This window comes from Mycolicibacterium llatzerense, from assembly GCF_000878195.1.
Classification (GTDB): domain Bacteria; phylum Actinomycetota; class Actinomycetes; order Mycobacteriales; family Mycobacteriaceae; genus Mycobacterium; species Mycobacterium llatzerense.
Map to the genome: position 1 here is coordinate 43,762 of NZ_JXST01000025.1, position 24,489 is coordinate 68,250.

General features: G+C 67.1%; 23 protein-coding genes and 1 pseudogene. 7 read left to right on the forward strand and 17 right to left on the reverse strand.

What is annotated here, in order from left to right; translation table 11 throughout:
- Positions 1–50: 50 nt before the first annotated feature.
- Entirely contained in the window at positions 51–1,049 is a 999-nt protein-coding gene (locus TL10_RS18010) for an SMP-30/gluconolactonase/LRE family protein (protein ID WP_043397636.1), read from the reverse strand.
- 93 nt (positions 1,050–1,142) lie between these two features.
- Complete coding sequence (locus TL10_RS18015) at positions 1,143–2,852, reverse strand: APC family permease (RefSeq protein ID WP_043986683.1); 1,710 nt, start codon at positions 2,850–2,852, stop codon at positions 1,143–1,145.
- A gap of 83 nt (positions 2,853–2,935) precedes the next feature.
- On the opposite strand from TL10_RS18015, the gene TL10_RS18020 reads away from it, so the two are divergent.
- Positions 2,936–3,841, forward strand: coding sequence for a sigma-70 family RNA polymerase sigma factor (locus TL10_RS18020; protein WP_043986684.1), 906 nt, complete (start codon positions 2,936–2,938; stop codon positions 3,839–3,841).
- Positions 3,842–3,845: 4 nt separating this feature from the next.
- Here the strand turns inward: TL10_RS18020 and TL10_RS18025 are convergent, their stop codons facing one another.
- Positions 3,846–4,637, reverse strand: a complete 792-nt coding sequence (locus tag TL10_RS18025) for a phosphatidylethanolamine N-methyltransferase family domain-containing protein (RefSeq protein WP_043397631.1) — start codon at positions 4,635–4,637, stop codon at positions 3,846–3,848.
- Positions 4,638–4,735: 98 nt separating this feature from the next.
- Positions 4,736–5,326, reverse strand: a pseudogene (locus TL10_RS18030) (carboxymuconolactone decarboxylase family protein); the annotation flags it as partial.
- A 70-nt stretch (positions 5,327–5,396) separates the two neighbouring features.
- Here TL10_RS18030 and TL10_RS18035 point away from each other — a divergent pair.
- On the forward strand, positions 5,397–6,131 hold the full coding sequence (locus TL10_RS18035; RefSeq protein WP_043397627.1) for a TetR/AcrR family transcriptional regulator: 735 nt from the start codon (positions 5,397–5,399) through the stop codon (positions 6,129–6,131).
- On the opposite strand, the gene TL10_RS18040 is transcribed toward TL10_RS18035, so the two are convergent.
- Positions 6,107–7,537 (reverse strand): FAD-dependent oxidoreductase, encoded by a 1,431-nt coding sequence (locus TL10_RS18040; RefSeq protein WP_043986686.1) that lies wholly within the window; start codon positions 7,535–7,537, stop codon positions 6,107–6,109. The two genes, TL10_RS18035 and TL10_RS18040, sit on opposite strands and share 25 nt — an antisense overlap.
- Positions 7,537–8,514, reverse strand: coding sequence for an AurF N-oxygenase family protein (locus TL10_RS18045; RefSeq protein WP_043986687.1), 978 nt, complete (start codon positions 8,512–8,514; stop codon positions 7,537–7,539). The genes TL10_RS18040 and TL10_RS18045 overlap by 1 nt, the downstream gene beginning before the upstream one ends.
- Positions 8,515–8,667: 153 nt before the next feature.
- On the opposite strand from TL10_RS18045, the gene TL10_RS18050 reads away from it, so the two are divergent.
- A complete protein-coding gene (locus TL10_RS18050; RefSeq protein ID WP_043397759.1) occupies positions 8,668–9,516 on the forward strand; it encodes a type IV toxin-antitoxin system AbiEi family antitoxin in 849 nt (282 codons plus the stop codon).
- Between the two features lie 66 nt (positions 9,517–9,582).
- On the opposite strand, the gene TL10_RS18055 is transcribed toward TL10_RS18050, so the two are convergent.
- From TL10_RS18055 to sdhC, 4 genes are read right to left on the reverse strand one after another with little or no spacing between them, the layout of a single operon-like run.
- Positions 9,583–10,368: a succinate dehydrogenase iron-sulfur subunit gene (locus TL10_RS18055; protein WP_043397621.1), complete on the reverse strand. Its 786-nt coding sequence runs from the start codon at positions 10,366–10,368 to the stop codon at positions 9,583–9,585.
- 2 nt (positions 10,369–10,370) lie between these two features.
- Positions 10,371–12,125 carry a succinate dehydrogenase flavoprotein subunit gene (sdhA, locus tag TL10_RS18060; RefSeq protein ID WP_043397619.1) on the reverse strand — a complete coding sequence of 585 codons (1,755 nt, stop codon included), beginning with the start codon at positions 12,123–12,125 and terminating at the stop codon, positions 10,371–10,373.
- A gap of 8 nt (positions 12,126–12,133) precedes the next feature.
- Positions 12,134–12,616 carry a succinate dehydrogenase hydrophobic membrane anchor subunit gene (locus tag TL10_RS18065; protein ID WP_043397617.1) on the reverse strand — a complete coding sequence of 161 codons (483 nt, stop codon included), beginning with the start codon at positions 12,614–12,616 and terminating at the stop codon, positions 12,134–12,136.
- Positions 12,613–13,047 (reverse strand): succinate dehydrogenase, cytochrome b556 subunit, encoded by a 435-nt coding sequence (sdhC, locus tag TL10_RS18070; RefSeq protein ID WP_081936740.1) that lies wholly within the window; start codon positions 13,045–13,047, stop codon positions 12,613–12,615. Before sdhC ends, TL10_RS18065 begins: the two co-directional genes overlap by 4 nt.
- Positions 13,048–13,272: 225 nt before the next feature.
- On the opposite strand from sdhC, the gene TL10_RS18075 reads away from it, so the two are divergent.
- The 4 genes from TL10_RS18075 to TL10_RS18090 all read left to right on the forward strand — a co-directional run bounded on the left by TL10_RS18075 (position 13,273) and on the right by TL10_RS18090 (position 17,074).
- Entirely contained in the window at positions 13,273–13,668 is a 396-nt protein-coding gene (locus TL10_RS18075) for a cytidine deaminase (RefSeq protein ID WP_043986729.1), read from the forward strand.
- 83 nt (positions 13,669–13,751) lie between these two features.
- Positions 13,752–15,068 (forward strand): thymidine phosphorylase, encoded by a 1,317-nt coding sequence (locus TL10_RS18080; protein ID WP_082067990.1) that lies wholly within the window; start codon positions 13,752–13,754, stop codon positions 15,066–15,068.
- Between the two features lie 73 nt (positions 15,069–15,141).
- A complete protein-coding gene (locus tag TL10_RS18085) occupies positions 15,142–15,963 on the forward strand; it encodes a dienelactone hydrolase family protein (RefSeq protein WP_043986689.1) in 822 nt (273 codons plus the stop codon).
- Positions 15,964–15,991: 28 nt separating this feature from the next.
- A complete protein-coding gene (locus tag TL10_RS18090; RefSeq protein ID WP_043397608.1) occupies positions 15,992–17,074 on the forward strand; it encodes an adenosine deaminase in 1,083 nt (360 codons plus the stop codon).
- On the opposite strand, the gene TL10_RS18095 is transcribed toward TL10_RS18090, so the two are convergent.
- The 7 genes from TL10_RS18095 to TL10_RS18125 form a co-directional block, all read right to left on the reverse strand.
- The gene (locus TL10_RS18095) at positions 17,053–20,007 is read right to left on the reverse strand and encodes an MMPL/RND family transporter (RefSeq protein WP_043986690.1); all 2,955 of its coding nucleotides are present in this window, start codon (positions 20,005–20,007) and stop codon (positions 17,053–17,055) included. The genes TL10_RS18090 and TL10_RS18095 overlap by 22 nt on opposite strands.
- A complete protein-coding gene (locus TL10_RS18100; protein WP_043986731.1) occupies positions 20,004–20,441 on the reverse strand; it encodes an MmpS family transport accessory protein in 438 nt (145 codons plus the stop codon). Before TL10_RS18100 ends, TL10_RS18095 begins: the two co-directional genes overlap by 4 nt.
- 207 nt (positions 20,442–20,648) lie before the next feature.
- Positions 20,649–21,485 (reverse strand): alpha/beta fold hydrolase, encoded by an 837-nt coding sequence (locus tag TL10_RS18105; RefSeq protein ID WP_043986691.1) that lies wholly within the window; start codon positions 21,483–21,485, stop codon positions 20,649–20,651.
- A 45-nt stretch (positions 21,486–21,530) separates the two neighbouring features.
- Positions 21,531–22,820 (reverse strand): protein export chaperone SatS, encoded by a 1,290-nt coding sequence (gene satS / locus TL10_RS18110; protein WP_043986692.1) that lies wholly within the window; start codon positions 22,818–22,820, stop codon positions 21,531–21,533.
- A 10-nt stretch (positions 22,821–22,830) separates the two neighbouring features.
- A complete protein-coding gene (locus TL10_RS18115; RefSeq protein WP_043986693.1) occupies positions 22,831–23,019 on the reverse strand; it encodes a hypothetical protein in 189 nt (62 codons plus the stop codon).
- Positions 23,020–23,037: 18 nt separating this feature from the next.
- A complete protein-coding gene (locus TL10_RS18120) occupies positions 23,038–24,147 on the reverse strand; it encodes a C40 family peptidase (protein ID WP_043986694.1) in 1,110 nt (369 codons plus the stop codon).
- Positions 24,147–24,449: a type VII secretion target gene (locus TL10_RS18125; protein ID WP_043986695.1), complete on the reverse strand. Its 303-nt coding sequence runs from the start codon at positions 24,447–24,449 to the stop codon at positions 24,147–24,149. Before TL10_RS18125 ends, TL10_RS18120 begins: the two co-directional genes overlap by 1 nt.
- Positions 24,450–24,489: the final 40 nt, after the last annotated feature.

Here is a 24,489-nt window from a genome sequence, read left to right on the forward strand (position 1 = left end):
GCTGTGACAAATGGGGTTGAAGTTACAAATGTGAATTAGGTAACCGGCGGCTACCGGCGCTCGGGGAGCGCGCAGTGGGCCAGCGCCGGGACGCCGATGGAACTCATCCACAGCCGCCCGTCGTGTTCGACGAGTCCGGTGACCTGTCCGAACTGGCGGTGCCGGCCGCGCACGCCGGCGACCGCCGCGCCGCTGTCGGGGTCGAAGGCGACAGCCCACACCTCCAACGACATCTGCGGTTGCAGCGCCTCCGGCAACCGCCACACCAACTGGCGCAGGATCGTCGGCCGCGGGGCCAGCCACTCCGCGGCGGCATTGATCGGGGTGACGAACGCGACCCAGATCCGGCCGTCGGCTCCCGTCGAGATGTTGTCGGGCATGCCGGGCAGGTTGACCGCCAGTGGGGTGATGGTCCCGGCCTGCGGTCCCGACAACCAGTACTTCGACAGCCGGCGACCCTGTGTCTCGGCGAACACCAGCGCCGTGCCGTCCGCCGTGACGGTGACGCCGTTGGCGAAGTACAAGCCGTCGCGCAGCGTGCTGACCGTGCCGTCGGTCGCCAGCTTGTACAGGCCGCCGTCGCCGCGGGCCTCGAGGATCGCCGCGCGGAAATGCTCGTAGTGGAAGGAGCTGGTCGATTCCGTGAAATAGATTGTGCCGTCCGCGGTTTCGGTCACGTTCGAGCAGAACCGCAGCGGTCGGCCGTCGATATCGGGCACCAGCACGTCGAGAGCACCGGTGCCGGGATCCAGAGACATCAGCCCGCGATAGCTGTCGCAGACCAGCACCCGTCCGTCGCGGGCGACGTGCAGGCCCAGCGGTCGACCGCCGGTATCGGCGACGACATCGATGCTGCCGTCGGGAGAGACCCGCACGATCCGTCCGTCTACAAGGCCCGTCCACAACGTGCCGTCGGGGCCGACGACGACGTCCTCCGGGGCGTCGCCGGGCATCGGCACAATGGTGAGTTCCGCGGACGGGAAATCAGGCAGGGCGTCGACCGGCGGCGGGGTCCAGCGCACCGGATTGATGGACGGCTTGTGCGACACAGGTAGACGGTAACTTTCCCTGCGCGAGCAGACGTGAAAACCCCCAATTTCCCGATGAATTAGGGGTTTTCGCGACTGCTCGCGGACAAAACGTCAGCCGCGGCGGAATTCCTTGCCGGTTGCCGTGTCCACCGCGGTCTCGCCCGGCGGCAGGTTCGACAGGTCGGGCGCGATGACCGTCGGCATGTCACCGGAGTCCGGCAGCCCGAAATGGGCCGGTCCGGAACGTGCGGAAGCCGGCGAATCCAGTACCAGGTCGTGGCGCCGTGGCAGGGTCAGCCCGCGGAAGTACTCCGGGCGTGCGAAGCGCCAGGCGAACATCAGCACCACGCCGAGCAGCAGCCCAACGACGCCGACCACACCTACCGCACCGAAACCGAAAATGGTGACGTCGTGGTGGTTTTCGTCCTTGAGCCAGTCCGGCTTGCTGTACTGGACCAGGCCGTAGCCGAACACCACGGACAGCGTGATGCCACCGACCAGTGGCAACAGGCCACGCATCACGAAGTCGCGAACGTTGCGGGTCAAGGTCTTTCGGTAGAACCAGGCGCAGGCGAACCCGGTCAGGGCGTAGTAGAACGCGATCATCAGGCCGACCGAACCGATCAGTGCCGTCAGTAGATCGGTGCTGATCGCGGTGAACAGCACGTAGCACAGCACCGACACCACGCCCATCACGATGGTCGAGGTGGTCGGCGTCAGATACTGGCGGTGAATCTTCGCGAAACTCTGTGGCAGCGCACGGTATACGCCCATCGACAGGGTGGTGCGTGCCGTCGGCATGATGGTGGTCTGCGTCGAGGCGGCCGCCGAGGTCAGGATCGAGGCCGACAACAGCAGCATGCCGATCTTCCCGATCACGCTGTCGCCGAACAACGATGGCCCGATGGCGGTGAACACGTCCTTGGCGTTCTCCTGGTTGCCCAGCCCGATGCCTTCGGTGCCCACGCCCGCGAACGCGATGGTCGAGACCGTCACCAATGCATAGGTGGCCAGCAGCAGGAACGTCGAGATGACGGCGGCGCGGCCCGGTGTGCGGCCCGGATCGTCGGACTCCTCGTTGCACGCCACCGCGGTGTCCCAGCCCCAGTAGATGAAGATCGTGGCCAGCACAGCCGGGGCGATCACCGTGCCGAAATCCATTCCGCCAGGCCAGAACCAGGACCACGACGGCATGATCGAGTAGGCATGCCCATGGTGCGTGTACACCTTCGCCAGTGCCATGACCGACACCACGATCAGCACGACGACCTCGACGGTCAACAGCACGTACTGCAACCGGGCCGACACCTCGATGCCGCGGTAGCAGATGTACGTCATGAGCACGATCCAGATGACGCCCGCGACCGTCGACCACAGGGTGCTGTTCGCCAGACCGGCGGCCGAATGCCAGCCCAGGTCGCCGACGAACGTGAACGAGTACGACCCGGCGATCTGCGCCAGATTGGCCATCACGATGACGTCGGAGGCGATGATGCCCCAACCGCCCAGCCAGCCGACCACCGGGCCGAAAGCCCTTGCCGCCCAGGTGAACGTGGTGCCGCAGTCGGGCTCGGCCTTGTTCAGCTCCTGGTAGGCGACGGCGATGAGATACATCGGCACGAACGAAATGAGCATGATCGCAGGCGCTTTGACGCCCGCCAGCAGTGTGCCGCCGGCCGCGATGACCAGGCCGAGCGTGGCGGCCAGGCTGTACGCCGGCGCCGTGGACGCCAGTCCCACCACCACGCTGGACACCAGACCGAGGGCACCCCGTTTGAGGCCTTTGTCCTCGACGACGATGTCCGGTGCAGTTGCCGTCATCTACGCTCCCCGCTCACTCCTGACGATTGACCAGAAGATGCTACGGTCCGCCACCTCGAAGCGACGAGTCGTAGGTTGGTGAGGTGACTACCGCGCAGGACACCGACGAGTTCGAGCGGCTGCGCCCGCACCTGCTGTCCGTCGCCTACCGGCTGACCGGCGTGTACGCCGACGCCGAGGACATCGTGCAAGACGCCTGGTTGCGCTGGCACGCAGCAGATATCGAGACCATCGCCGAGCCCCGCGCCTGGCTGACGACGGTCGTCAGCCGCCTCGGCCTGGACCGGCTACGGTCCGCCGCGCACCGCCGCGAAGCGTATTTCGGTGAGTGGCTGCCCGAGCCGGTCGTGACAGGTTTCGACGCCGCCGATCCGTTGGCCGCAGTGGTTGCGGGCGAGGACGCCCGCTTCGCCGCGATGGTGGTGCTGGAGCGGTTGACGCCCGATCAGCGGGTGGCCTTCGTGCTGCACGACGGCTTCGCGGTGCCGTTCTCCGAGATCGCCTCGGTTCTCGGCGTGACCGACGCCGGTGCGCGGCAACTCGCGTCGCGAGCCCGCCGCGCGGTCGCGGCGGCTCCGGCACCGCCTCCGGATGCCGGCCACAACGAGATCGTCGGCAAGCTGATGGCCGCCCTCGCCAGTGGTGACATGGCCGCCGTCGTCGAACTGCTGCACCCCGACGCGACGTTCACCGGCGACTCCAACCGCCGGGCACCCACGGCCCCGCGCACCATCGTCGGCGCGGACAAGGTGGCTCGGTTCCTGTTCGGCTTGGCCAGACGCTATGGACCGCAATGGCTTTCGACGTCGCAGCTGGCGCTGATCAATGGCGAGCTCGGCGCCTACTCGCCGGGTCTGCCGGCTGACGGTGAGCATCCCGAGATGCTGCCGCGCGTCACCGCGATGACCGTGCGCGACGGCAAGGTCGTTGCGCTGTGGGACATCGCCAATCCGGACAAGTTCACGGCGTCCCCGCTGAAGCAGGACTAGCGGCTCACAGCACGTAGGGGAGCAACGCCTTGCGATCGGTGGGGTACTCGGGAAACTTCTCCTGGTACCAGGTGTGCGTGCCCAGCGCCCGGGGGATCAGGTTGCCCGCGGTGATCAGCAGGATGACGAGGCCTGGCAGCGCCCAGGTCAGCAGCGCGAAGCCGGACCAGGCGATGAGCTCACCCAGGTATGCCGGGCTGGTGACGAACCGGAAGCCGCCGCCGAACGGAATCCGGTATTCCGCACCGCCGGGATTGTTCTTGTCGCGCAGGTTCCGAACGATCGATTCCGAGTTCACCAGCAGCGCGAATCCGCACAGGTAGATCGCCAACCCCACCAGGAATCGAGGATCGGTCAGCCACGCGGTGGTGTACTGGCCAAAGAAGTCATGGCTGAACAGGGTCCCGTTGAGGTAGCCGTGCATCGACGTGACGAGCATGCCCATCACGATCACCGAGACGTTGAAGGTGCCGCGCTTGCCGGGTGCCTGCCGGATCGCCAGCGGGAAGAACCAACCCCGGTTGGCGTAGTGCAGCAGCCAGATGCCCGCCAGCACCAGCGAGGTCGGCTCGAACCGGTGCGGCCCGGCCAGGTAGCTGATCAGGAACACCACGGTCGCGGGGATTTCCATCAGCCACCAGCCGAGCTTGGGGTTGAGGTTCAAGCCGAGTTTCGTGGTCGAGAAACGCCCGTACGAACTCTGTGCGAAGAAACCGCCGATGATCACGAATGCGGCGAACGCGAAGGCAGCGGTCAGCACCGTGTCGTAGAACGTGTTGCCGGTGTACCAGTGCATGGGCGCTCCTCGTTGAGCAGGTGGTATCAGCGACTGGGGCCGCTATTTCTGTAACGTGTTCTACCACCTTGCTGCGTCGGGAAGCCAGCGCCCCGGGCTCAGTCGGCCCACGGCACCCGGCACGCGTCACCGGAGCTGAAGCCCTGCTCGGTGATGCCCAGCGCCGCGTACATCCGGGCTCGCATGTTCTCCACGCCGATCTGGTAGGTCAGCTCGATGACGCCGGCCTCTCCGAACCGGCGCTTGAGGTCGTCGACCTGTTCGTCGGTCACGGTGTGCGGATCGGTGGTCATGGCGTTGGCGTACGTGATCGCGGCTCGCTCGTCGTCGGTGAACAAAGGGGAAGTCGCATAACTGTCTATGTGCTTGAGCCGCTCCACGTCCAGGCTCTCCAGCCGCATGAGCATGGTGCCGAAGTCGACGCACCAGGAGCAGCCCACCGTCCGTGCGGTCCAGAGCACGGCGAGGTCGCGTACCGAGTCGGGCAGCGTCTTCGAACCGCTCTTCAGCAGGCCTTCGTGCACGGCGTTGGCGATCAGCAGTCGCGGGTGGTGCGCCGCGACGGCGAACGGTTCGGGCACTTCGCCGAATTCACGCTTGGCGTAGCGGTACATGAGCCGGGTCAGCAGGCCGGCTCGTTGTGGGGGCAGGGGCGCGATGCGTGGTGTTGTCGTCATATCGGTTGGACGAGACAGGTCGGCGATGTGTGACGGGGCGTGGCGGGCATCACATGACAGGTCGGCGACTACGGTGGCACACATGTCTGTGGCCCCGAACCCTGCGTCGGTGAGTGGCTACGAGGCGCGGTGGGAACAGCACAACGCCGAACGGCGGTCGCAGATCCTGCTCGCGATGATCGAGCTGCTCGAGGAGAGCCCACCCGGCGCGGACATCTCCGTCGCGGCCATCGCCAAGCGTGCCGGCGTCGCCAAATCGGTGATCTACCGGCAGACCTCCGGCAAGGAGGAGCTCGAACGTCGGGTGCGGTCGTACCTGATCGACGACTTCGGCTCCGTCCTGGTCGGCAAGCTCGACATCACCGATGGTTCGCTACGGGAGATCCTGACCCGGACCATCGAGTCGGTGGCGGACTGGATGATCGACCATCCACGGCTGAACGAATTCGCGCGCAGCGGTCCGTCGTTCGAGGGGGATGAGACGCTCGACGCCGTCGGTGAGCTGAAGCTGCGCATCATCGAACGCGCCGACGGCATCATCGCCGCTATCCAGTTGGCCATCGGCGTCGAGGACAGCGCGTTCAAACTGGTCCCGCTGGCGATCGTGACGATGGTCGAGGAGACGCTGTTCGCCTGGGTGCGCAGCCCGGCGCCGACCCACACTCGCGAACAAATGATCGCGCACCTGGCCGACTTCACGTGGTACGTCATCGACGGCGCCGCCCGGGCCATCGGGTTCGAGGTCAGCCGGGACGAACCGCTGGTCGCGGTGGTCGCCGCGCTGGCGAACCGTCAGGCCAGCAACCCCGAGTTGTAGTCAGCGACCAGGCTGCGCACCGTTTCCTGCGCGCACGACTTGTTGGTGCCGATGAACCCCGTCGGGCCGCGTTTGATCCAGCCGGTCACGTACGTCGCTGCGACGCCGTCGACCCGGCCCGCGGTGTGCGGGACGGTGCCGCGTGCGTCGTCGAACGGCAGGTCCGTGACCGGCCGGCCGCGGTAGCCGATGGACGTCAGCACGAGTCCGGCGCTGACGGTGTGCAGCTCCCCGGTGGGCTTGACCTTCGTGGTGCCATCGGCTGCCGCCACCAGCTCGTTGCGAGCGAATTCGATTTCGAGTCCGGCCCGGGTGCGCGCGATGGCGGTGGGCGACTGCAGGTACGCCAACACGATGCGGCGGTTGCCGGGGCGTCGCGGCAGGTCGCGCAGGATGCGGGCGCGCGGATCGGTGTCGGGCAGCGACTGCAGGTCCGCATCGGAGACGACGACGTCCACGTCGGGCATGGACGTCAGGCCGATCAGCTCCGGCACCGTGAACGCCGACTGCGCGAGACCTCGCCGCCCGACGACCACGACCTCTTCGATCTTGCTCTGCCGCAGGGCTTTCAAGGCGTGCAGTGCGATGTCGGTGGCGGCGAGCCGGTCGGGATCGGTGGTGAGTATCCGGGCGACGTCGAGTGCGACGTTGCCGTTGCCGATCACGATGGCGCGGGGCTGCGACAGATCGAAGGTGACGGCGGCGAAATCCGGATGTCCGTTGTACCAAGCCACGAATCGGGTGGCCGAGCTGACGCCCGGCAGGTCGGCGCCGGGCACGTCGAGCGGACGATCGGTGGACGCACCCACCGCGTAGATGACGGCGTCGTGGTCGGCGAGCAGCTGTTGATGGGTTACGTCGGTGCCGACCTCGACGCCCGTCACCAGCTCCAGCCGCGGATCGGCAGTGATGGTGTCGAACTGCCGGGACACCGCTCGGGTGCGCCGGTGGTCGGGTGCCACGCCGAAGCGGGCGAGGCCACCAGGTTGGGGGAGTCGCTCGTACATCCGGACGCGCGCTGCCGGGATCGTCAGCACTTCGTCGGCCGCGTACATCGCAGCCGGGCCGGACCCGACGATGGCGACGCGCATGGCGCCGGGAGCCCGCACCTGCAGCGGCGGGACGACCGGCGCGAGCAGTGGGCGGGGCCGGGGTTCTTTGTAGAAGTCGGCGTTGAGCTCCAGAAAGACCTTCTCGGACGGGTCCAGAGAACCGTCGTGCTTGATGGCGTCGACCGGGCAGGCCGTCACGCACGCACCGCAGTCGACGCACTCCACCGGATCGATGTAGAGCATCTCGGCGGTGTGGAAGTCGGGCTCGTCGGGCGTGGGGTGAATGCAGTTGACCGGACAGGCGTAGACGCAGGACGCGTCGCTGCAGCAGGACTGCGTGATGACGTGGGGCATCAGGCGATCAGCTGTGCCTCGCGGTTGGGGGCGCTGCGGTAGCGGGCCGTCTCACCGGCGATGCCGCAGCGCTTCCACATCCAGCGTCCGACGCGGTTCATCAGGCCGATCTCCTCGGCGAGCGCGCGGGTCTCGTCGAAGAAGCTCGCCATGATCTTCCGCGACTGCGGGCTGCGCCAGAATGCTTGCCGCATAACCTCTTCGGGGATGTCGAACTGCTTGCCGAACGACTTCGGGGACGCCATGATCTCGTGCGCCAACCAGCGCAGCGTCAGCGGGAACGCGACGGTGGCGAAGGCCCTGAACCGCCACGACCGTTTCGGCATGTGGGTCTTGAGGAACTCGTTGGCCCACGAGATGTGGCGGGCCTCCTCGGCGATGTGGATCTGCATGGTCCGCAGCACGGCCGGCGGCAGGTTCGCGCCGTCGCGGATCATGCCCTTCTGGAAATGGTCGATGGGCTCTTCGCCGGCGAGGATGCCGGCCATGAACGCCGTCGGCGAGTACTGGCCCACCAATCCGATGTACGGCGACAGCCGGAAGAACAGCTTGCGCATGCCCGGCACATCGGTCCCGGAGCGGTTGACCAGCTCCTGGAACATCTGGATGTGGTTGCACTCTTCGGTCATCTCGTGGAGCGCGTAGCGGAACTCGGGGGAGTTGTTGGGCAGCTTCATGATGAACGCCATCAGCCCGCGGATCAGGATGCTCTCGAACGCCGCACCCACCTTGACGGTGTTGAGCGTCCGCCAGCGGCCGATCTCGATCTGCCGCGCGAGGGGCTGGCTCTGGTACCACTCGGTCGCGCCCAGTGGGTCGATGGTGGTGGACAGCACCCACCGCGGATCCTGCAGGTCGATCTGCATGTCGGGGGCGTCCCACGCGATGTCGAGGTACGGGTCGAAGCGGCGTCGCACCGAGCCTTCGGACAGCACATCGAGCAGGTTCTGGTAGTCGGGCTTCATTGCCTGAGTCATGCCACCAATTTACCGGGAACAGCGGTCCCAGTAAATACCTGAAATTTCCTGCGCCGAGTGTTGGGTTGTGTGCGACATTTCGCGCATTAGTCGCACACAGGCCAACACTCGATGAAGGTGGAACCGGGCAGGTGGCGCACGCGTCTTATCCACATGCCGTTTTTGGGTACTGAGGCACTGGCCGCGGGCAGGGTCAATCGATACCAACTCAGAACTCGATACGACGCGATTCATCGCAATGTCTACGTTGCCCGTGGTCAGGAGCTCACACCCGTCGACAAGGCGGTCGCGGCCTGGCTGTGGTCCGAGCGCAGGGCAACTGCTGTCGGGTTGTCGGCCGCCGCCCTGCACGGCTCACTTTGGATCGATGCGAGGCAACCCGCAGAGCTCAACCAGGCGAGCAGGACGCGGCCAACTGGCATTCTCATCCGCAGTGACAAGCTCCCCGACGACGAGATATGTCAGGTGCGGGGCATCAACGTCACGACGCCGGCAAGAACGGCATTCGACCTTGGGCGACGAAAAGGGCAGACGGTCGCCGTAGTCCGGGTGGACGCCTTGCTCCAGGCCACCGAGTTGAAGATCCCGGAAGTGCAATCACTCGCCGATCGCCATCCCGGAGTTCGAGGACTGAGGCAGCTGGAGCAGGTGCTTGACCTCGCCGACTATGGCGGGGAGTCGCCGCAGGAGACCCGACTACGACTGTTGTTCACCGAGAACGGCATGCGGCCGTCGCATACCCAGATCGAGGTGTTCGATGGCCGATACTTGGTGGGCCGCATCGACATGGGCTGGCCGGAGTGGAAAGTCGGCGTGCAGTACGACGGCATCCAGCATTGGCAGGACCCGCGCCGGCGCACGAAAGACATCGATCAGGACGTGGAGTATCGGGATCTCGGTTGGCGCATGGTTCGCGTCGGCGCTGACTTACTTCGTTCGCGCCAAGGCACCATCATTGCCCGCACTCGCGACGCCCTCCGCGCCGCAGGTGGACCCTACTAACGAAAGTTGGCTTGTGCCCGAGAATTTCAATGAATCTCGAACACAAGCCAACACTCGACGCGATATTTAGCGGGCAAACATCAAGGCGCGCTTGACTTCCTGGATCGCCTTGGTCACCTGGATGCCGCGGGGGCAGGCCTCGGTGCAGTTGAAGGTGGTGCGGCAGCGCCACACACCGTCGACCTCGTTGAGGATGTCGAGTCGCTCGGCGGCTGCCTCGTCACGCGAGTCGAAGATGAACCGGTGCGCGTTGACGATCGCGGCGGGGCCGAAGTACGAGCCCTCGCTCCAGTACACCGGGCACGAGGTGGTGCAGCAGGCGCACAGGATGCACTTGGTGGTGTCGTCGAAGCGGGCGCGGTCGGTCTGCGACTGGATGCGCTCACGGGTCGGGGGGTTACCCGAGGTGATGAGGAACGGCTTCACGGCGCGGAAGGCGTCGAAGAACGGCTCCATGTCCACCACCAGGTCCTTCTCCACGGGCAGGCCGCGGATGGGCTCGATGGTGATGGTCAGGTCCTTGCCGGCCTTCTTCGGCAGCAGGTCGCGCATGAGGACCTTGCAGGCCAGCCGGTTGACGCCGTTGATCCGCATGGCGTCCGAGCCACACACACCGTGCGCGCAGGACCGGCGGAACGTCAGCGTGCCGTCCAGGTAGCCCTTCACATACAGCAGCAGGTTCAGCAACCGGTCGCTGGGCAGGCAGGGCACGCGGAAGCTCTGGAAGCCGGCGGCGTCGGGGTCCTCCGGGTTGAACCGGGCGATCTTCAGCGTGACCATGACGGCGCCGTCCGGCACCGGGGGCAGCGGCGGGTCGCCGGCTTCGGGCTTGTCGAGGACAGGTGCACTCATGGTTAGTACTTCCGTTCCATCGGCTCGTACCGGGTCTGGACGACAGGCTTGTAGTCCAGCCGGATATCGGACAGGAGGTCGGCGCCCTGCTTGTAGGCCATGGTGTGGCGCATGTAGTTGGTGTCGTCGCGGTCCGGGTAGTCCTCGCGGGCGTGACCGCCACGCGACTCCTTGCGGTTCAGCGCACCGACGACGGTGACCTCGGCCAGCTCGAGCAGGAAGCCCAGCTCGATGGCCTCGAGCAGGTCGCTGTTGTAGCGCTTGCCCTTGTCGTGCACCGTGATTCGCGAGTACCGCTCCTTCAGCGCGTGGATGTCCGTCAGCGCCTGCTTGAGGGTCTCCTCGGTGCGGAACACCGCGGCGTTGTTGTCCATCGACTGCTGCAGCGCGGTGCGGATGTCGGCGACACGCTCGTTGCCGTGGTCGGACAGGATGTCGCCGACCCAACCGATGACCATGTCCGCCGGGTTGTCGGGCAGCTCGATGTAGTTGTGGTTCTGCGCGTACTCGGCGGCAGCGATGCCGGCGCGGCGGCCGAACACGTTGATGTCGAGCAGCGAGTTGGTGCCCAGGCGGTTCGCGCCGTGCACCGAGACGCAGGCGCACTCACCAGCGGCGTACAGACCCGGAACCACGTTGACGTTGTCGCGCAGCACCTGGCCGTTGATCGTGGTCGGGATACCGCCCATGACGTAGTGGCAGGTCGGGTACACCGGCACCAGTTCGGTGACGGGGTCGACGCCCAGGTAGGTGCGGGCGAATTCGGTGATGTCGGGCAGCTTGGCCTCCAGCACCTCCTCGCCGAGGTGACGCACGTCGATGTAGACGTAGTCCTTGTTGGGTCCGGCGCCGCGGCCTTCGAGGACCTCGAGCACCATCGAGCGGGCCACGATGTCGCGGGGCGCGAGGTCGACGATGGTGGGGGCGTAGCGCTCCATGAAGCGCTCGCCGTCGGCGTTGAGCAGACGACCACCCTCACCACGCACGGCTTCCGAGATCAGGATGCCCAGGCCGGCCAGGCCTGTCGGGTGGAACTGGTGGAACTCCATGTCCTCCAAGGGAAGTCCCTTGCGGAAGATGATGCCCAGGCCGTCACCGGTGAGGGTGTGGGCGTTGGAGGTGGTCTTGTACATCCGGCCCGAGCCGCCGGTGGCGAAGACGATCGCCTTGGCGTGGAAGATGTGGATGTCGCCGGTGGCCAGTTCGTAGGCGATGATGCCGGTGGCAACCGGGCCGCTGGCGGTCTCGGTGAGGACCACGTCGAGTGCGTAGAACTCGTTGAAGAACTGGACGTCGTGCTTGACGCAGTTTTGGTACAGCGTCTGCAGGATCATGTGGCCGGTGCGGTCGGCGGCGTAGCAGGCACGGCGGACCGGGGCCTTGCCGTGGTCGCGGGTGTGCCCGCCGAAGCGACGCTGGTCGATGCGGCCCTCGGGCGTCCGGTTGAACGGCATGCCCATCTTCTCGAGGTCCAGCACCGCGTCGATGGCTTCCTTGCACATGATCTCGACGGCGTCCTGGTCAGCGAGGTAGTCGCCGCCCTTGACGGTGTCGAAGGTGTGCCACTCCCAGTTGTCGTCCTCGACGTTGGCGAGTGCGGCACACATGCCACCCTGGGCGGCACCGGTGTGCGAGCGAGTCGGGTACAGCTTGGTCAGCACCGCGGTGCGGACCCGGGGACCTGACTCGACGGCCGCGCGCATACCTGCGCCACCGGCACCGACGATGACGACGTCGTAGCGATGTTCCTGAATCATCTGCGTCCCTACTTGATGTTCGCGTCGAAGGTGACGAGCACGTAGCTGCCCAGCACCAGGGTGAATCCGGTGGCCAGCAGCAGAATCGAGTTCAGCCAGAACTTGGTGGTGTTCTTGCGGGCGTAGTCACCGATGATGGTGCGCATGCCGTTGGCGCCGTGGACCAGCGCCAGCCACAGCAGGGCCATGTCCCAGATCTGCCAGAACGGCGAGGCCCACCGCTGCGCGACGTAGTTGAAGTCGATGCGATAGACGCCGTTCGCCCAGATCAGCCCGATGAACAGGTGCCCGAGGGCGAGCAGCACCAGTGCCGCCCCGGAGAAGCGCATGAACAGCCAGGCGTACTTCTCGAAGTACGGGATGCCGCGGGGGCGCCGGGGAGCGCGCGGGTGGTCGAGGGCGGCGGGGCGGTCGTACTCGCGCTCCAGGACCGGGGCCGGACGTCCTCCGCGGCGCGCCTCAGCGGCGCCGGAATCGGTATGCGTGGTCACTTGAGCCACCCGTAGTGCTCAACCATGTGCATGCCCTCTACCCCAACTGCGGCGATGACGACCGCGATCCAGATGGCCAGGATGGTCCACAGCATGACCCGCTGGTACTTGGGTCCCTGCTGCCAGAAGTCGATCAGGATGACTCGCACGCCGTTGAGGGCGTGGTAGAGCACCGCCGCGACCAGGCCCATCTCCATGAACCCGATGATCGGCGTCTTATAGGTGTTGATCACCTCGTTGTAGGCCTCGGGGCTGACCCGGACCAGTGCCGTGTCCAGAACATGGACCAGCAGAAAGAAGAAGATGGTGGCACCGGTGATGCGGTGTAGTACCCAGGACCACATGCCCGGGTCTCCGCGATACAGGCTCCGCCGCTTCTGCGGGGATGAACGCGGCGCGGGTATGGAATCCGCGGCTGCCGCTGTACTCATTTCGACCTCCAACGCCGTCGGTGGACGCATGACCCGGCAGCAACTTTTTCGCGTGCCGAGCCCAAACCTCGGGGCGACTCTAATCCCAATTTGCGCACAGTCAGAACTACGGTGTGGGGGGAATGGCGAACCCGCGTCAGAAATTAGGTTTGCCTACATTAACTTACTGGGTGGTCGGGACGGTCTTCGAGGTGGTTTCGGGGCGCCGGGAACGGGGTGTCGGTGATGTCAGAAATTGACTGGAAGCTGTTGCGGGACAAGGCAATAGCTGTTTCCGGTGATGCCTACGCACCGTACTCGAACTTCCCGGTGGGAGCGGCGGCGCTGATCGACGATGGTCGAATCGTGGTGGGCTGCAATGTGGAAAATGTCTCATATGGCCTTGGCCTCTGCGCCGAGTGTGCTGTGGTCTGTGCCCTACATTCCAGCGGCGGCGGACGACTGCTCGCGCTGGCGTGCGTGGACGGTTCCGGGGCGGTGCTGATGCCGTGTGGGCGGTGCCGGCAAGTGCTTCTCGAGCACGGCGGACCGGCCATGCTGATCGACCACGCATCGGGTCCGCGGGCGTTGGCCGAACTGCTGCCCGACGCCTTCGGGCCCGATGACCTGAACCGCCGGTAACGCCAAGCGGGGCAACACTTCTGGTTACCGGCCGGTAACCAGCTCGACGGGGCGGCCTGGGTCGCCGGCAGGAGGACGTCATCGTGTCGTCGGACGCGCAGAACCACGGGTCGCATCTCGATGCTCCGACAGTCATTCGCACCAAACGCGACGGCGGCGTGCTGTCCGACGCCGCGATCGACTGGGTGATCGACGGCTATACCCACGGCCGGGTGGCCGACGCGCAGATGTCGGCGTTGCTGATGGCCGTCTTCCTGCGCGGCATGACGCCGGCCGAGATCGCCCGCTGGACCGCGGCGATGGTCGGCTCGGGCGAGCGCTTCGACTTCACCGACCTGCGGCGTGCCGGCCGGCCGCTGGCTCTGGTGGACAAACACTCGACCGGCGGCGTCGGCGACAAGATCACCATCCCGCTGGTCCCCGTCGTCATGGCCTGCGGCGGCGCCGTCCCGCAGGCGGCGGGCCGCGGCCTCGGGCATACCGGCGGCACCCTGGACAAGCTCGAAGCGATTCCGGGGTTCACCGCCGAACTGTCCAAAGACCTTATCCGCCAACAGCTTTCCGATATCGGGGCAGCGATCTTCGCGGCCGGGGACCTGGCGCCCGCAGACCGCAAGATCTACGCCCTGCGCGACGTCACCGGTACGACCGAATCGCTGCCGCTCATCGCCAGCTCGATCATGAGCAAGAAACTGGCCGAGGGCGCCCGCTCGCTGGTGCTGGACGTCAAGGTCGGTCGCGGCGCATTCCTCAAGACCGAGGGCGAGTCGCGCGAGCTGGCGCGCACCATGGTCGACCTCGGTGTCGCCTACGGCGTTCCGACCCGGGCGCTGCTCACCGACATGGACCGGCCGTTGGGTCGTGCGGTCGGCAACGCGATCGAGGTCGCCGAGTCGCTGGACGTGCTGGCCGGCGGCGGTCCGGACGACGTCGTCACGCTGACCGTCGCGCTGGCCCGCGAGATGCTGGACGTCGCCGGTATCGACGACGTCGACCCGGCGCAGACTCTGACCGATGGCACCGCGATGGACTGTTTCCGGCAGCTGATCGCGGCGCAGGGCGGCGATCCCGAGGCGCCGCTGCCGATGGGCACGCACACCGAGACGGTGGTGGCGACCCGCGGTGGGGTGATGGGCGACATCGACGCCATGGCGGTCGCGATGGCCGTGTGGCGGCTCGGCGCGGGCCGGGCCCAGCCCGGCGACCCCGTGCAGGCCGGGGCGGGGCTGTACCTCCACCGGCGCAGCGGCGAGCCCGTCGCTGCCGGCGAGACGCTGTTCACGCTGTACACCGAGACCCCCGAGCGGCTGCCGTCAGCCTTGGCCGAACTCGACGGCGGCTGGTCCGTGGACGACGCGGCGCCGGCGCAGCGGCCCGTGGTGCTCGACCGCGTCGAGTAGGCCGCGGCTGATTCGCCTTGGGCGAAAGCGGCATCCATGGCTCTGACCCGTCTGCGCCGCTAGGGTCGACCGCATGGCTGACGATGACCTCCGCGACTTCGAGCGCACCGAGTTCACCCACGATGGCACGACCCGCACCGTCTACCGCCGCGGTACCGGTCCGGCCGTCATCGTGATCGCCGAGATTCCGGGCATCACGCCCAAGGTTCTCGACTTCGCCCGCAAGGTCGCCGATATCGGCTGTACCGCCGTCCTGCCTCACCTGTTCGGCATTCCGGGCCTGGATCCCAACGCGAGCAACATGGCCGCGCTCAAAGGCATGGCGTCGGTGTTGCCCGCATGCGTCAGCAAGGAGTTCACCATCCTCGCCACCGGCAAGACGTCGCCGGTGGTCGACTGGCTGCGGGCATTGGCGCGGTCCGAACACGAACGCTGCGGCGGCCCCGGCGTCGGCGCGATCGGGATGTGCTTCACCGGCGGCTACGCCCTGGCGATGGCCACCGACGACGTCATCCTCGCCCCGGTGCTGTCCCAGCCGTCGATGCCGATCGGCCTCACCGCCAAACAGCGCCACAACATCGACATCTCGCCGGCCGACCTGGAGGTCGTCAAGGGCCGGTGCGCCCGTGGGCTCAACGTCATCGGTATGCGATTCAAGAGCGACAAGCTGGTCCCGGCAGCGCGTTTCGACTTCCTGCGGGAGCAGCTGGGTGACGCCTTCATCGCCGTCGAACTCGAGGATGCCGACGCCAACCCGGATGCGCGGCTGTCACCGCACTCGGTGGTCACCGAGCACCTGATCGACGAGCCGGGCCAGGCCACCCGAGCCGCGCTGGACCAGGTACTGGACCTGTTCCGGACACGACTGCTGCCGGCCACGGAACCCGCGGGCTAAAAGCCATCATCGGGCGCAAGATGGACGCATGACCCTGACGCTGGATCAGATCAAGCAAGCACCGAAAGCCCTGTTGCACGATCACCTCGACGGCGGCCTGCGCCCCGCCACGGTGGTGGAGCTGGCCGAGCAGAGCGGCTATGGCGACCTGCCCACCATGGACGTCGATGAACTGGCGATGTGGTTCCGCACCCAGGCGCACAGCGGCTCGCTGGTCCGCTACCTGGAGCCGTTCGCGCACACCGTCGGCGTCATGCAGAGCACCGACGCGCTGTACCGCGTCGCCTACGAGTGCGTCGAGGATCTTGCTGCCGACAACGTCGTCTACGCCGAGGTCCGGTTCGCGCCCGAGCTGCACATCGCCGAAGGTCTGGTGCTGGACGAGGTCGTCGACGCGGTGCTGGCGGGGTTCGCGGACGGGGAGAAAGCCGCAGCAGCCGCAGGGCAGGCAGCGACGGTGCGCTGCCTGGTCACTGCGATGCGGCATGCCGCCCGGTCCCGCGAGATCGCCGAGTTGGCCATCCGGTTCCGCGACCGCGGCGTGGTCGGGTTCGACATCGCCGGTGCCGAGGCCGGCTACCCTCCGACCCGCCACCTCGACGCCTTCGAATACATGCGGGGCAACAACGCGCGCTTCACGATTCACGCCGGTGAGGCCTTCGGCCTGCCGTCCATCCACGAGGCCATCGCCTACTGCGGCGCCGACCGGCTGGGCCACGGGGTACGCATAGTCGACGACATCGAAGCCGGGCCGGACGGTGCCTTCCGGCTCGGCCGGGTGGCGAATATCGTGCGGGACAAGCGAATTCCGCTGGAGATGTGCCCGAGCAGCAATGTGCAGACCGGCGCGGCGCCGAGCATCGCCGAGCACCCGTTCGACCGGTTGGCCCGGCTGCGCTTCCGCGTCACCGTCAACACCGACAACCGCCTGATGAGCGACACCACCATGACTCAGGAGATGGCGCACCTGGTGGACGCGTTCGGCTACGGCTGGACCGACCTGCAGCGGTTCACCATCAACGCGATGAAGTCGGCCTTCATCCCGTTCGATGAGCGGCTGGCGATCATCGACGACGTCATCAAACCGCGTTACGCCGTGCTCGTCGGGTAGCTGTCCGTCGGGGTGTCGTCGACGAAGCCGGACCGCCCGGCTGCCGCACCTGCCGGCTCGGGCTGCTGCGCCTGCTGGAACGACTTCGGCACGAACTTCTCGAAGTTGTACTTGCCCCGCGGATGGACCACCTGCGGCCACCAGAACCAGCGTCCGAGCAGCACCGCGATCGACGGCATCAGCAGCGACCGCACGATGAAGGTGTCGATCAGCAGGCCGATGGCGATGGTCGAACCCATCTGCGCCAGCACGATCAGCTTGCTGGCCATCATGCCGGCCATGGTGGCCGCGAACACCAGTCCGGCCGAGGTGACGACACCGCCGGTGCCGGCCATGGACCGGATGATGCCGGTCTTGAGGCCGGCGTGGATCTCATCCTGGAACCGGGACACCAGCAGCAGGTTGTAGTCCGAGCCGACGGCCAACAGGATGATGACCGACATCAGCATGACCAGCCACTGCACCTGGATGCCGAACAGGTCCTGCCAGATCAGCACCGAGATGCCGAACGACGCGGCGATGGAACTGCCCGCGGTGCCGACGATCGTCAACGCCGCGACGGCGCTGCGCGTCAGGATGAGCATGATCATGAAGATCAGCGTCAGCGAGGAGATGACGGCGATCATCAGGTCGTAGCGGGCGCCGTCGGCCATGTCCCGGTAGGTCGCCGCGACGCCGCCGAGGTAGATCTTGGCGTCCGACAGTGACGACATCTTCAAGGCGTCTTGCGCGGCCTTGCGCTCGGACTCGACGCGGTTGATCCCGTCGACGGTCGCCGGGTCGCTCTGGTGCGTGACGAACATGCGCGCGGACTTGCCGTCCGGCGACATGAACATCTTCAGCCCGCGCTGGAAGTCCGGGTTCTGGAAGGCCTCGGGCGGCAGGTAGAACAGGTCGTCGTTCTTGGCGCCGTCGAAGGCGGCACCCATCGACAGCGCGGTGTCGTTCATGGCCTGCATCTGGTCGATGAGGGCCTTCTGCGAGTTGTACGACGCCAGCGACAGGTCCCTGCTGGTCTTCATCGACGCGATGGTCTGGGGGAGCAGTGCCGTCAGCTTGGGTGCCAGGTCGGCCAGCTTGTCGGTGTTGACCTGGACGTCGCCGGTCCGGTCGGTCAGCTCGTCGATGCCGTCGAGGGAATCGAACACCGAGCGCACCGCGGCGCACATCGGGATGTCGAAGCAGTGCGGTTCCCAGTAGAAGTAGTTGCGCATCGGCCGGAACTGGTCATCGAAGTTCGCGATGTTGTTGCGCATCTCCTCGGTGACTTCCAGGAGCGCTTGGGATTTGGCGGCCGAGTCCTGGGTCAGCTTGGTCTGCTCGAGCGACAGCGCGTACTGCTTCTCCAGGATGCTGATCGACACGTTGGTGGCGTCGACCATCCGGAGCTGGTCCTCCAGCTGCTTGCGCTGGAACGGCAGGTTCATGTTGCTGGTCTGGCCCGAGATACTCGTCTGGAACGGAATCGAGCTGTGCTGGATGGGAATTCCCAGCGGCCGGGTGATGCTCTGCACCATCGCGATGCCGTCGGTGTGCATCACGTTGCTCGCGATCTTGTTCAGCACCAGCATGTCGGCGGGATTGCGCATGTCGTGGGTGGACTCGACCATCAGGATGTCGGGGTTCATCCGGGCCTGCGTGAAGTGCCGGTCGGCGGCGGCGAAGCCGATGTTGACCGGGGCGTTGTCGGGCAGGTAGTAGCGGTCGTTGTAGGCCGGCTTGTAGCCGGGGATGGCGACGACGCCGACCAGCACGACGAACAGGCTGGCCACCAGAATCGGTGCGGGCCAACGCACCACGGCCGTGCCGATGCGCCGCCAGAACCTGCTCTGCGGTGGCCTCTTGGACTCGTACATGCCGACTCGGCTGCCGAGGTACAGGACGGCGGGGCCGAGCGTGACCGAGATCGCCACCACGACGAGCATGCCGATCGCGACCGGAGCGCCCATGGTGGTGAAGTAGGGCAGGCGGCAGAAGCTCAGGCAGTACGTCGCGCCGGCGATGGTCAGTCCGGAACCCACGATCACGGGTGCGACGGACTTGAAGGTGGCGTAGTACGAGTCGTCCCGGTCCAGCCCGATGCCGCGGTCTTCGCGATACCGGCCGAAGATGAAGATGCCGTAGTCGGTGGCGGCGGCGATGGCCAGCATGGTCAGGATGTTGCCCGCGAAGGTCGTCAACCCGAACACGTCGTGGGTGGCGAGCACCGACACCACACCGCGAGCGGTCAGCAGCGCCAGGAACGTCAGGAACAGCTGGACCAGGGTGGTCCTGACCGAGCGGTAGACCACCAGCAGCATGCCGGCGATCGCGGCGAGGGTGATCAGCGTGATCATGATCAGGCTCGCGTTGCCGATGACGTGCATGTCGTCGGTCAGTGCGGCGGGACCGGCGACGTGCGCCTGGACCCCCGGTGGGGCCTTGGTCTCCTCGATGACCTTGCGGACGGCGTCCACGCCTTCGTTGGCGAGCGTCATGCCCTGCTCGCCGGCGAGGTTGATCATCACGTAGGACGCCTTGCCGTCGGCGCTCTGCGCGCCTGCCGCCGTCAGCGTGTCACCCCAGAAATCCTGGATGTGCTGGATGTGCTCGGGATCCTGCTGCAGCTTGCGGATGATCTCGTCGTAGTACTTGTGGGCGTCCGGGCCGAGCGGCTCCTTGCCCTCGACCACGACCATGATCGTGCTGTTGGAGTTGAACTCCTTGAAGTTGCTGCCCATCAACTTCATCGCGTGCATCGACGGGGCGTCCTCGGGCGCCATCGGCGCGGCGTGCAGCTCGCCGACGACCTCCAGCGGCGGTGCGATCACGTTCACCAGAACGGCGATCGCGATCCAGAACAGGATGATCGGCACCGACAGGATGCGCAGCGCATGGGCGAACTTGGGCCGCTTGGCTGTCGTGCTGTGCTGGGTCTCAAGTGTTTCGGTCATGCGGACTTCACCAAGCAGTAGGTCTGGGCGTTGACGCCATCGGCTGACTTCTCTTCACGGACGGTGCCGTTGACGGTGACGCGGCAACCAATGTGGTCGCTGCTCTGCTCACCGTCGCTGCGGGCCATCAAGTTCGCGCTGACCGTCGGCAGCGTGGTGGACAGGGTGACCGACCACGGCAGTGTCGCGGTGACCGAGTGCACGTTGGCGTCCGGATCGAAGTAGCTGATGTCGGCCGAGCTCCCGGGTGGTCCGTAGACCTCGTACACGACGACCTTGGGGTTGAACTGGACGATTTCGATCCCCGCACCGGCATGGGCATTGAGGTTCTCGGACCCGAACTTCGCGTGCAGGCGCGACACCACCAGGCCCGACACCGCCAACACGACCACCAGAAGAAGCGGTATCCAGACCTTCTTCACCAGGCGTCCCATCGAAAACGACCGCACCCGACCACCTTCCGCTCAACCCGCTGACCGAAACCCCGACGATCAGGCCGCTGCCTCACCTGCCCTCGGCAGGCGGCTCCGCTGACTCAGCGGATTCTTGGGAAATTCTTACGCCTTGCTAACTAATATTGCAACGCGGTTGTGCCGGGTGTCGGCCGGGAGTGTGCGTGGTGGCCGGGTGACCTGGGATTTTCAGTCGGGCATAACGGCCCTCAGTGCGGCCGCGAACTCGTCGGGCGCGCTCATGAACCCGCCGTGATCGCCGGGGAAGATGGCGGGTTCGATGTCCAGCAGGTGGCACAGCGCCATCGAGGTGCCGTGAGTGATGAGATGTTCGGAATCGGCGCCGATGCCGACGATGACCCGGCTTGCTTTCAACGCGTCGAGGTCCGGCACATACGTTGTGGTGCACAGCAATTCGTGGTTGAAGAACCGGGCCAGGTCGGCGAGTTGCTTTGTCATCTCGTCTGGCGAGGGCTGTCCCGGCTGCCCAGGAGCCCCGTCCTCGGACTGATCGAAGCCCGCCGTGGCCATGAACTTCGCCATCGCCGCGCCGGGTCCGTCGCTGTGGAAGGTGGCGATGATGTCCTGCGTCGCGGCGCGCTGCTTGGAGGCTTCCGATGCGGGCAGCAGCTCCAGCAGCGGTGGCTCGTGCGCGACCAGTGTCCGCACCCGGCCGGGGTACCTCGTGGCCAGCGCCAGACCGGTCACCGCGCCGCCGCTGGAGCCGAACACGTCGGCCGGACCGGTGCCGAGGTCATCGAGGATCGCGGCGACGTCGGCGGCCCGCAGCTCTGGCGTCGAATCCTGTGCGGGATCGTCGATGGGGCTGGCGCCGAGCCCGCGTGGGTCGTACGTGACGACGGTGTGGTCGGCGGCCAGCACGTCGGCGACGAGAGCGAACTCGGACGCCGTCATCGGGGAACCGATGACGGCGAGCACCGGCCCGCTGCCGCGCACCTCGTAGTGCAGGGTCGCGCCGGGTACGACGAGATTTCGGACGATGGGCTGGGTGCCGGTCTGGGTCATGTCAGTGCAGACCGGTGGCATCCCCGGAACTCATCGCCGTCCGGACTACTCCTGGCGGAGTCGGGACTCGACGAAGCGCTCGAGGGTCTCCCACTGGGCGACGGCCTCGGCGTACGGCTTCGACGGGGCGCCGACGGTCTCGGGCTCGAGCACGTGGCCCACGAACTTGCCCAGCGGCTGGCTGGTGGTCAGGGCCTTGTCGGCGGTGCCGTCGTCGGCGTAGTCGCAGACGTCGCGGGCGAACTCGACCGCCAGGTCGAGCTGCTCGCGGTCGACGGCGTCGGGGCCGTCGGAGATGTCGTCGGACAGCCCGCTGAGCACGTAGACGTTGTCCTCGGTGACGCGGATCTGCAGCGAGCCGTCGGTGGCCGCCGTGCGGATGTCGGCGTAGGCCTCGAAGCTGGACAGGTCGCTCTCGTGCTCGTCGGCCAGGTAGCGGGCCAGGGTGCGCTCCGAGCCGAACACGCTGATGCGGCCGTTACGGCCGAGGAACCGCGGCTGATCGTTGTAATAGCACCGCAGCGTGTAGAAGGTGCCGCCCTTGGTCATGATGCGGATCGGGTCGATGCCGACGCGCTCCCAGAAGTCCTCGTCGCTGCCGAGCAGCTGGCGCTCCGCCTGGACGGTGAGGGCCGCCTCCTCGGAATCCGTGTCCACCTCGCCCTCGATGACCTCGTCTTCGGAGTCCTCGGCTGCCGCTTCGGCCTCGTCGAGTTCGTCTTCCTCGGGCTCAGGTGCGGGCTCGTCGAGCTCGGCCTGGGCCTTGGCCGCGGCCTTGGCGTCGACCTCGGGGGTGGTCACCAGCTCGTCGATGGCATCGAGCACGTGATCCCAGCTACGGCCGACGGCGGCCTCGATGTCCGCCCAGCGCTTGCGGCCGGCGCGGCCCGAGAAGGCCTCGGCGCCGCCGCCGAGCGTCGACAACACGGGGTTGCCGTTGAAGAACTTCGCCACCGCGATCAGATCGCACACCGAGCCGAGCGCGCCGACCACCTGGAGCGTGCGCCGCAGCGAGGTGACGGACTCGTCGGTGGGCTTCTCGGCGACCAGTTCCGGCACGCCGACGAGGTCGTGCAGGTGGCTCTCGTCCGGGTTCAGGCGGTGGGCGTTGGCCTCGCCGAGCGCCTGCCACTTCGGGTGGTCAGCGAGGTCGTTGTCGGTGTTGGTCCGCACGAAGGCGGCCAGGTCAGCGACGGAGTCGAACCCGAAGAGGGCGTCGTCGTCGCCGAGGAACGCTTCCCACTCGTCGTCCGAGTCACGCCACAACGGCGCCCACAGGGTGTACAGATCGCCATGGGTCAAACCGAGCCGAACCGGCACGATGTCAGCAGCCATGCGGCACAGCCTATCGACGTGTGGCTGGGGCCATGCTGGGGGCGTCGGGTCGGTACAGGTCGTTGCGTAGATGGCGCAGGACGGTGGCCGCGGCGTCGGGGTCCCGCCCCGGCGTGGACAGTTCCGCGGCCGCGCGTTTGAGCACCGCCAGCGTCGTGCGCGCACGTGCCATCGCGTCGTCGTATTCGGCGGTGGTCATGCTGCTGTCATTCGGTGGTCATGCGGTCGGGCGGAAGAAGCCGTGGAAACCCTGATCGAGGTTGGTGGTGCGGATCGGGGACAGCTGGACGGGGTCGCCTGCCTCCACCATGAGGCCGTTTCCCACGATCATCGCGACGTGACCGTCCCACACCGCCAGGTCGCCCGGGCGCAGCGAGCCGCGGTCGACGGCGGCGCCGATGTCCTGCTCCTGCGCCAGCCGCGGGAGGTCGAGGCCGGCCTCGCGGTAGGCCCACTGCGTCAGGCCGCTGCAGTCCAGTCCGACGCCGGGTGTCGTGCCACCCCACACGTAGGGCACGCCGAGTTGGGTGAGGGCGTGGCGGACCGCGTCGGCCGCGACCTTGTTGGGCGCGGTGGCGGTGCTGCCGTCGGGCAGCGTGACGGCTTCGCCGGCGCCGAACTTCCCGGGGTCGGGCGGCCGGCGGTGGGTGAGCGCGGCCTGGGCGGCGTGGGCCGCGGGCGCGGCGAGTCCGCTCGCCCAATCGGCGCCTTGACCGGCCGGCGTGCCCAGGCTCGGCAGGCTCATGCCCGCGCCGGTGCCCGCAGTGGATCCGGTGCCCGCGCCGGATCCGCTTGCCTCCCAGGGCGATCCGTTCTGGGGCGGAGGAGTGCCCGCCGTGGCGGTGACCTGCTCGGCCTGTGCGGCGAGTTCGGTATGCAGCTCGTCGACGACGGTGATGGCCTCGTCGAGCGCGCGGCTGGCTTCGTCGATGAGCGCCGCGGCGTCGGCGGGGGATTCCAGGGTGGCTTCGAGTTCGGCCGCTCTGGTCTCGAAATTGCGCAGGATGGTGTCGAGTCGTTCGCGCGCCCTGGACACCGCGGCAGCGGCCTGCTGCGTGTGGGTGCTCAGCTGCCCGGCGGTCATCGCCATCGCCACGATGGCCGTGACGGCTGCATTCGCGAACTGACCCGCACTGCCCGCCGCGGCGCCGGTCCACTGGCCTTGGGTCTGCTGCCACGCGTTGTCGGCAGCGGTGGCGACGCCGTCGAGCCCGGACTGCACCGTGCGCAGGGCGTCGGCCGGGTCGGGGCCGGGGAAACCGGGACCCAGGAGGGCCTGCACCTCACGGATCGGGGCGGCCAGCGCGGATGTCAGCGAGCCGATCATCACCAGGCTCCGATCCGGCTACCGACGCTGTGGTCGGCGTCGACGAAGCCGTCCGCGGTGGCGACGGCCGCCTCGCTACCGGTGTCGAGGTGCGCACTGAGGCGGTGCGCCAGTTGGGCCTGATGGTGCGTGGCCTGTGCCAGGGCGGCGGCGAAGGCCGCGCCGACCGGGCCGAACACGTCGAACTGTCCCGCGATGGCGGCCAGGTTCGCGGCGTGCGCCGCCAGTTCGGTGCTGTGGCCGCGGTAGTCCGCGGCAAGGGCGTGCAGAGCCGACGGATCCGCGGTCAGATTTCGGGTCATGTGGATTAGACGGGCGTCAGGCCCGTTCGGTTCCACTAAT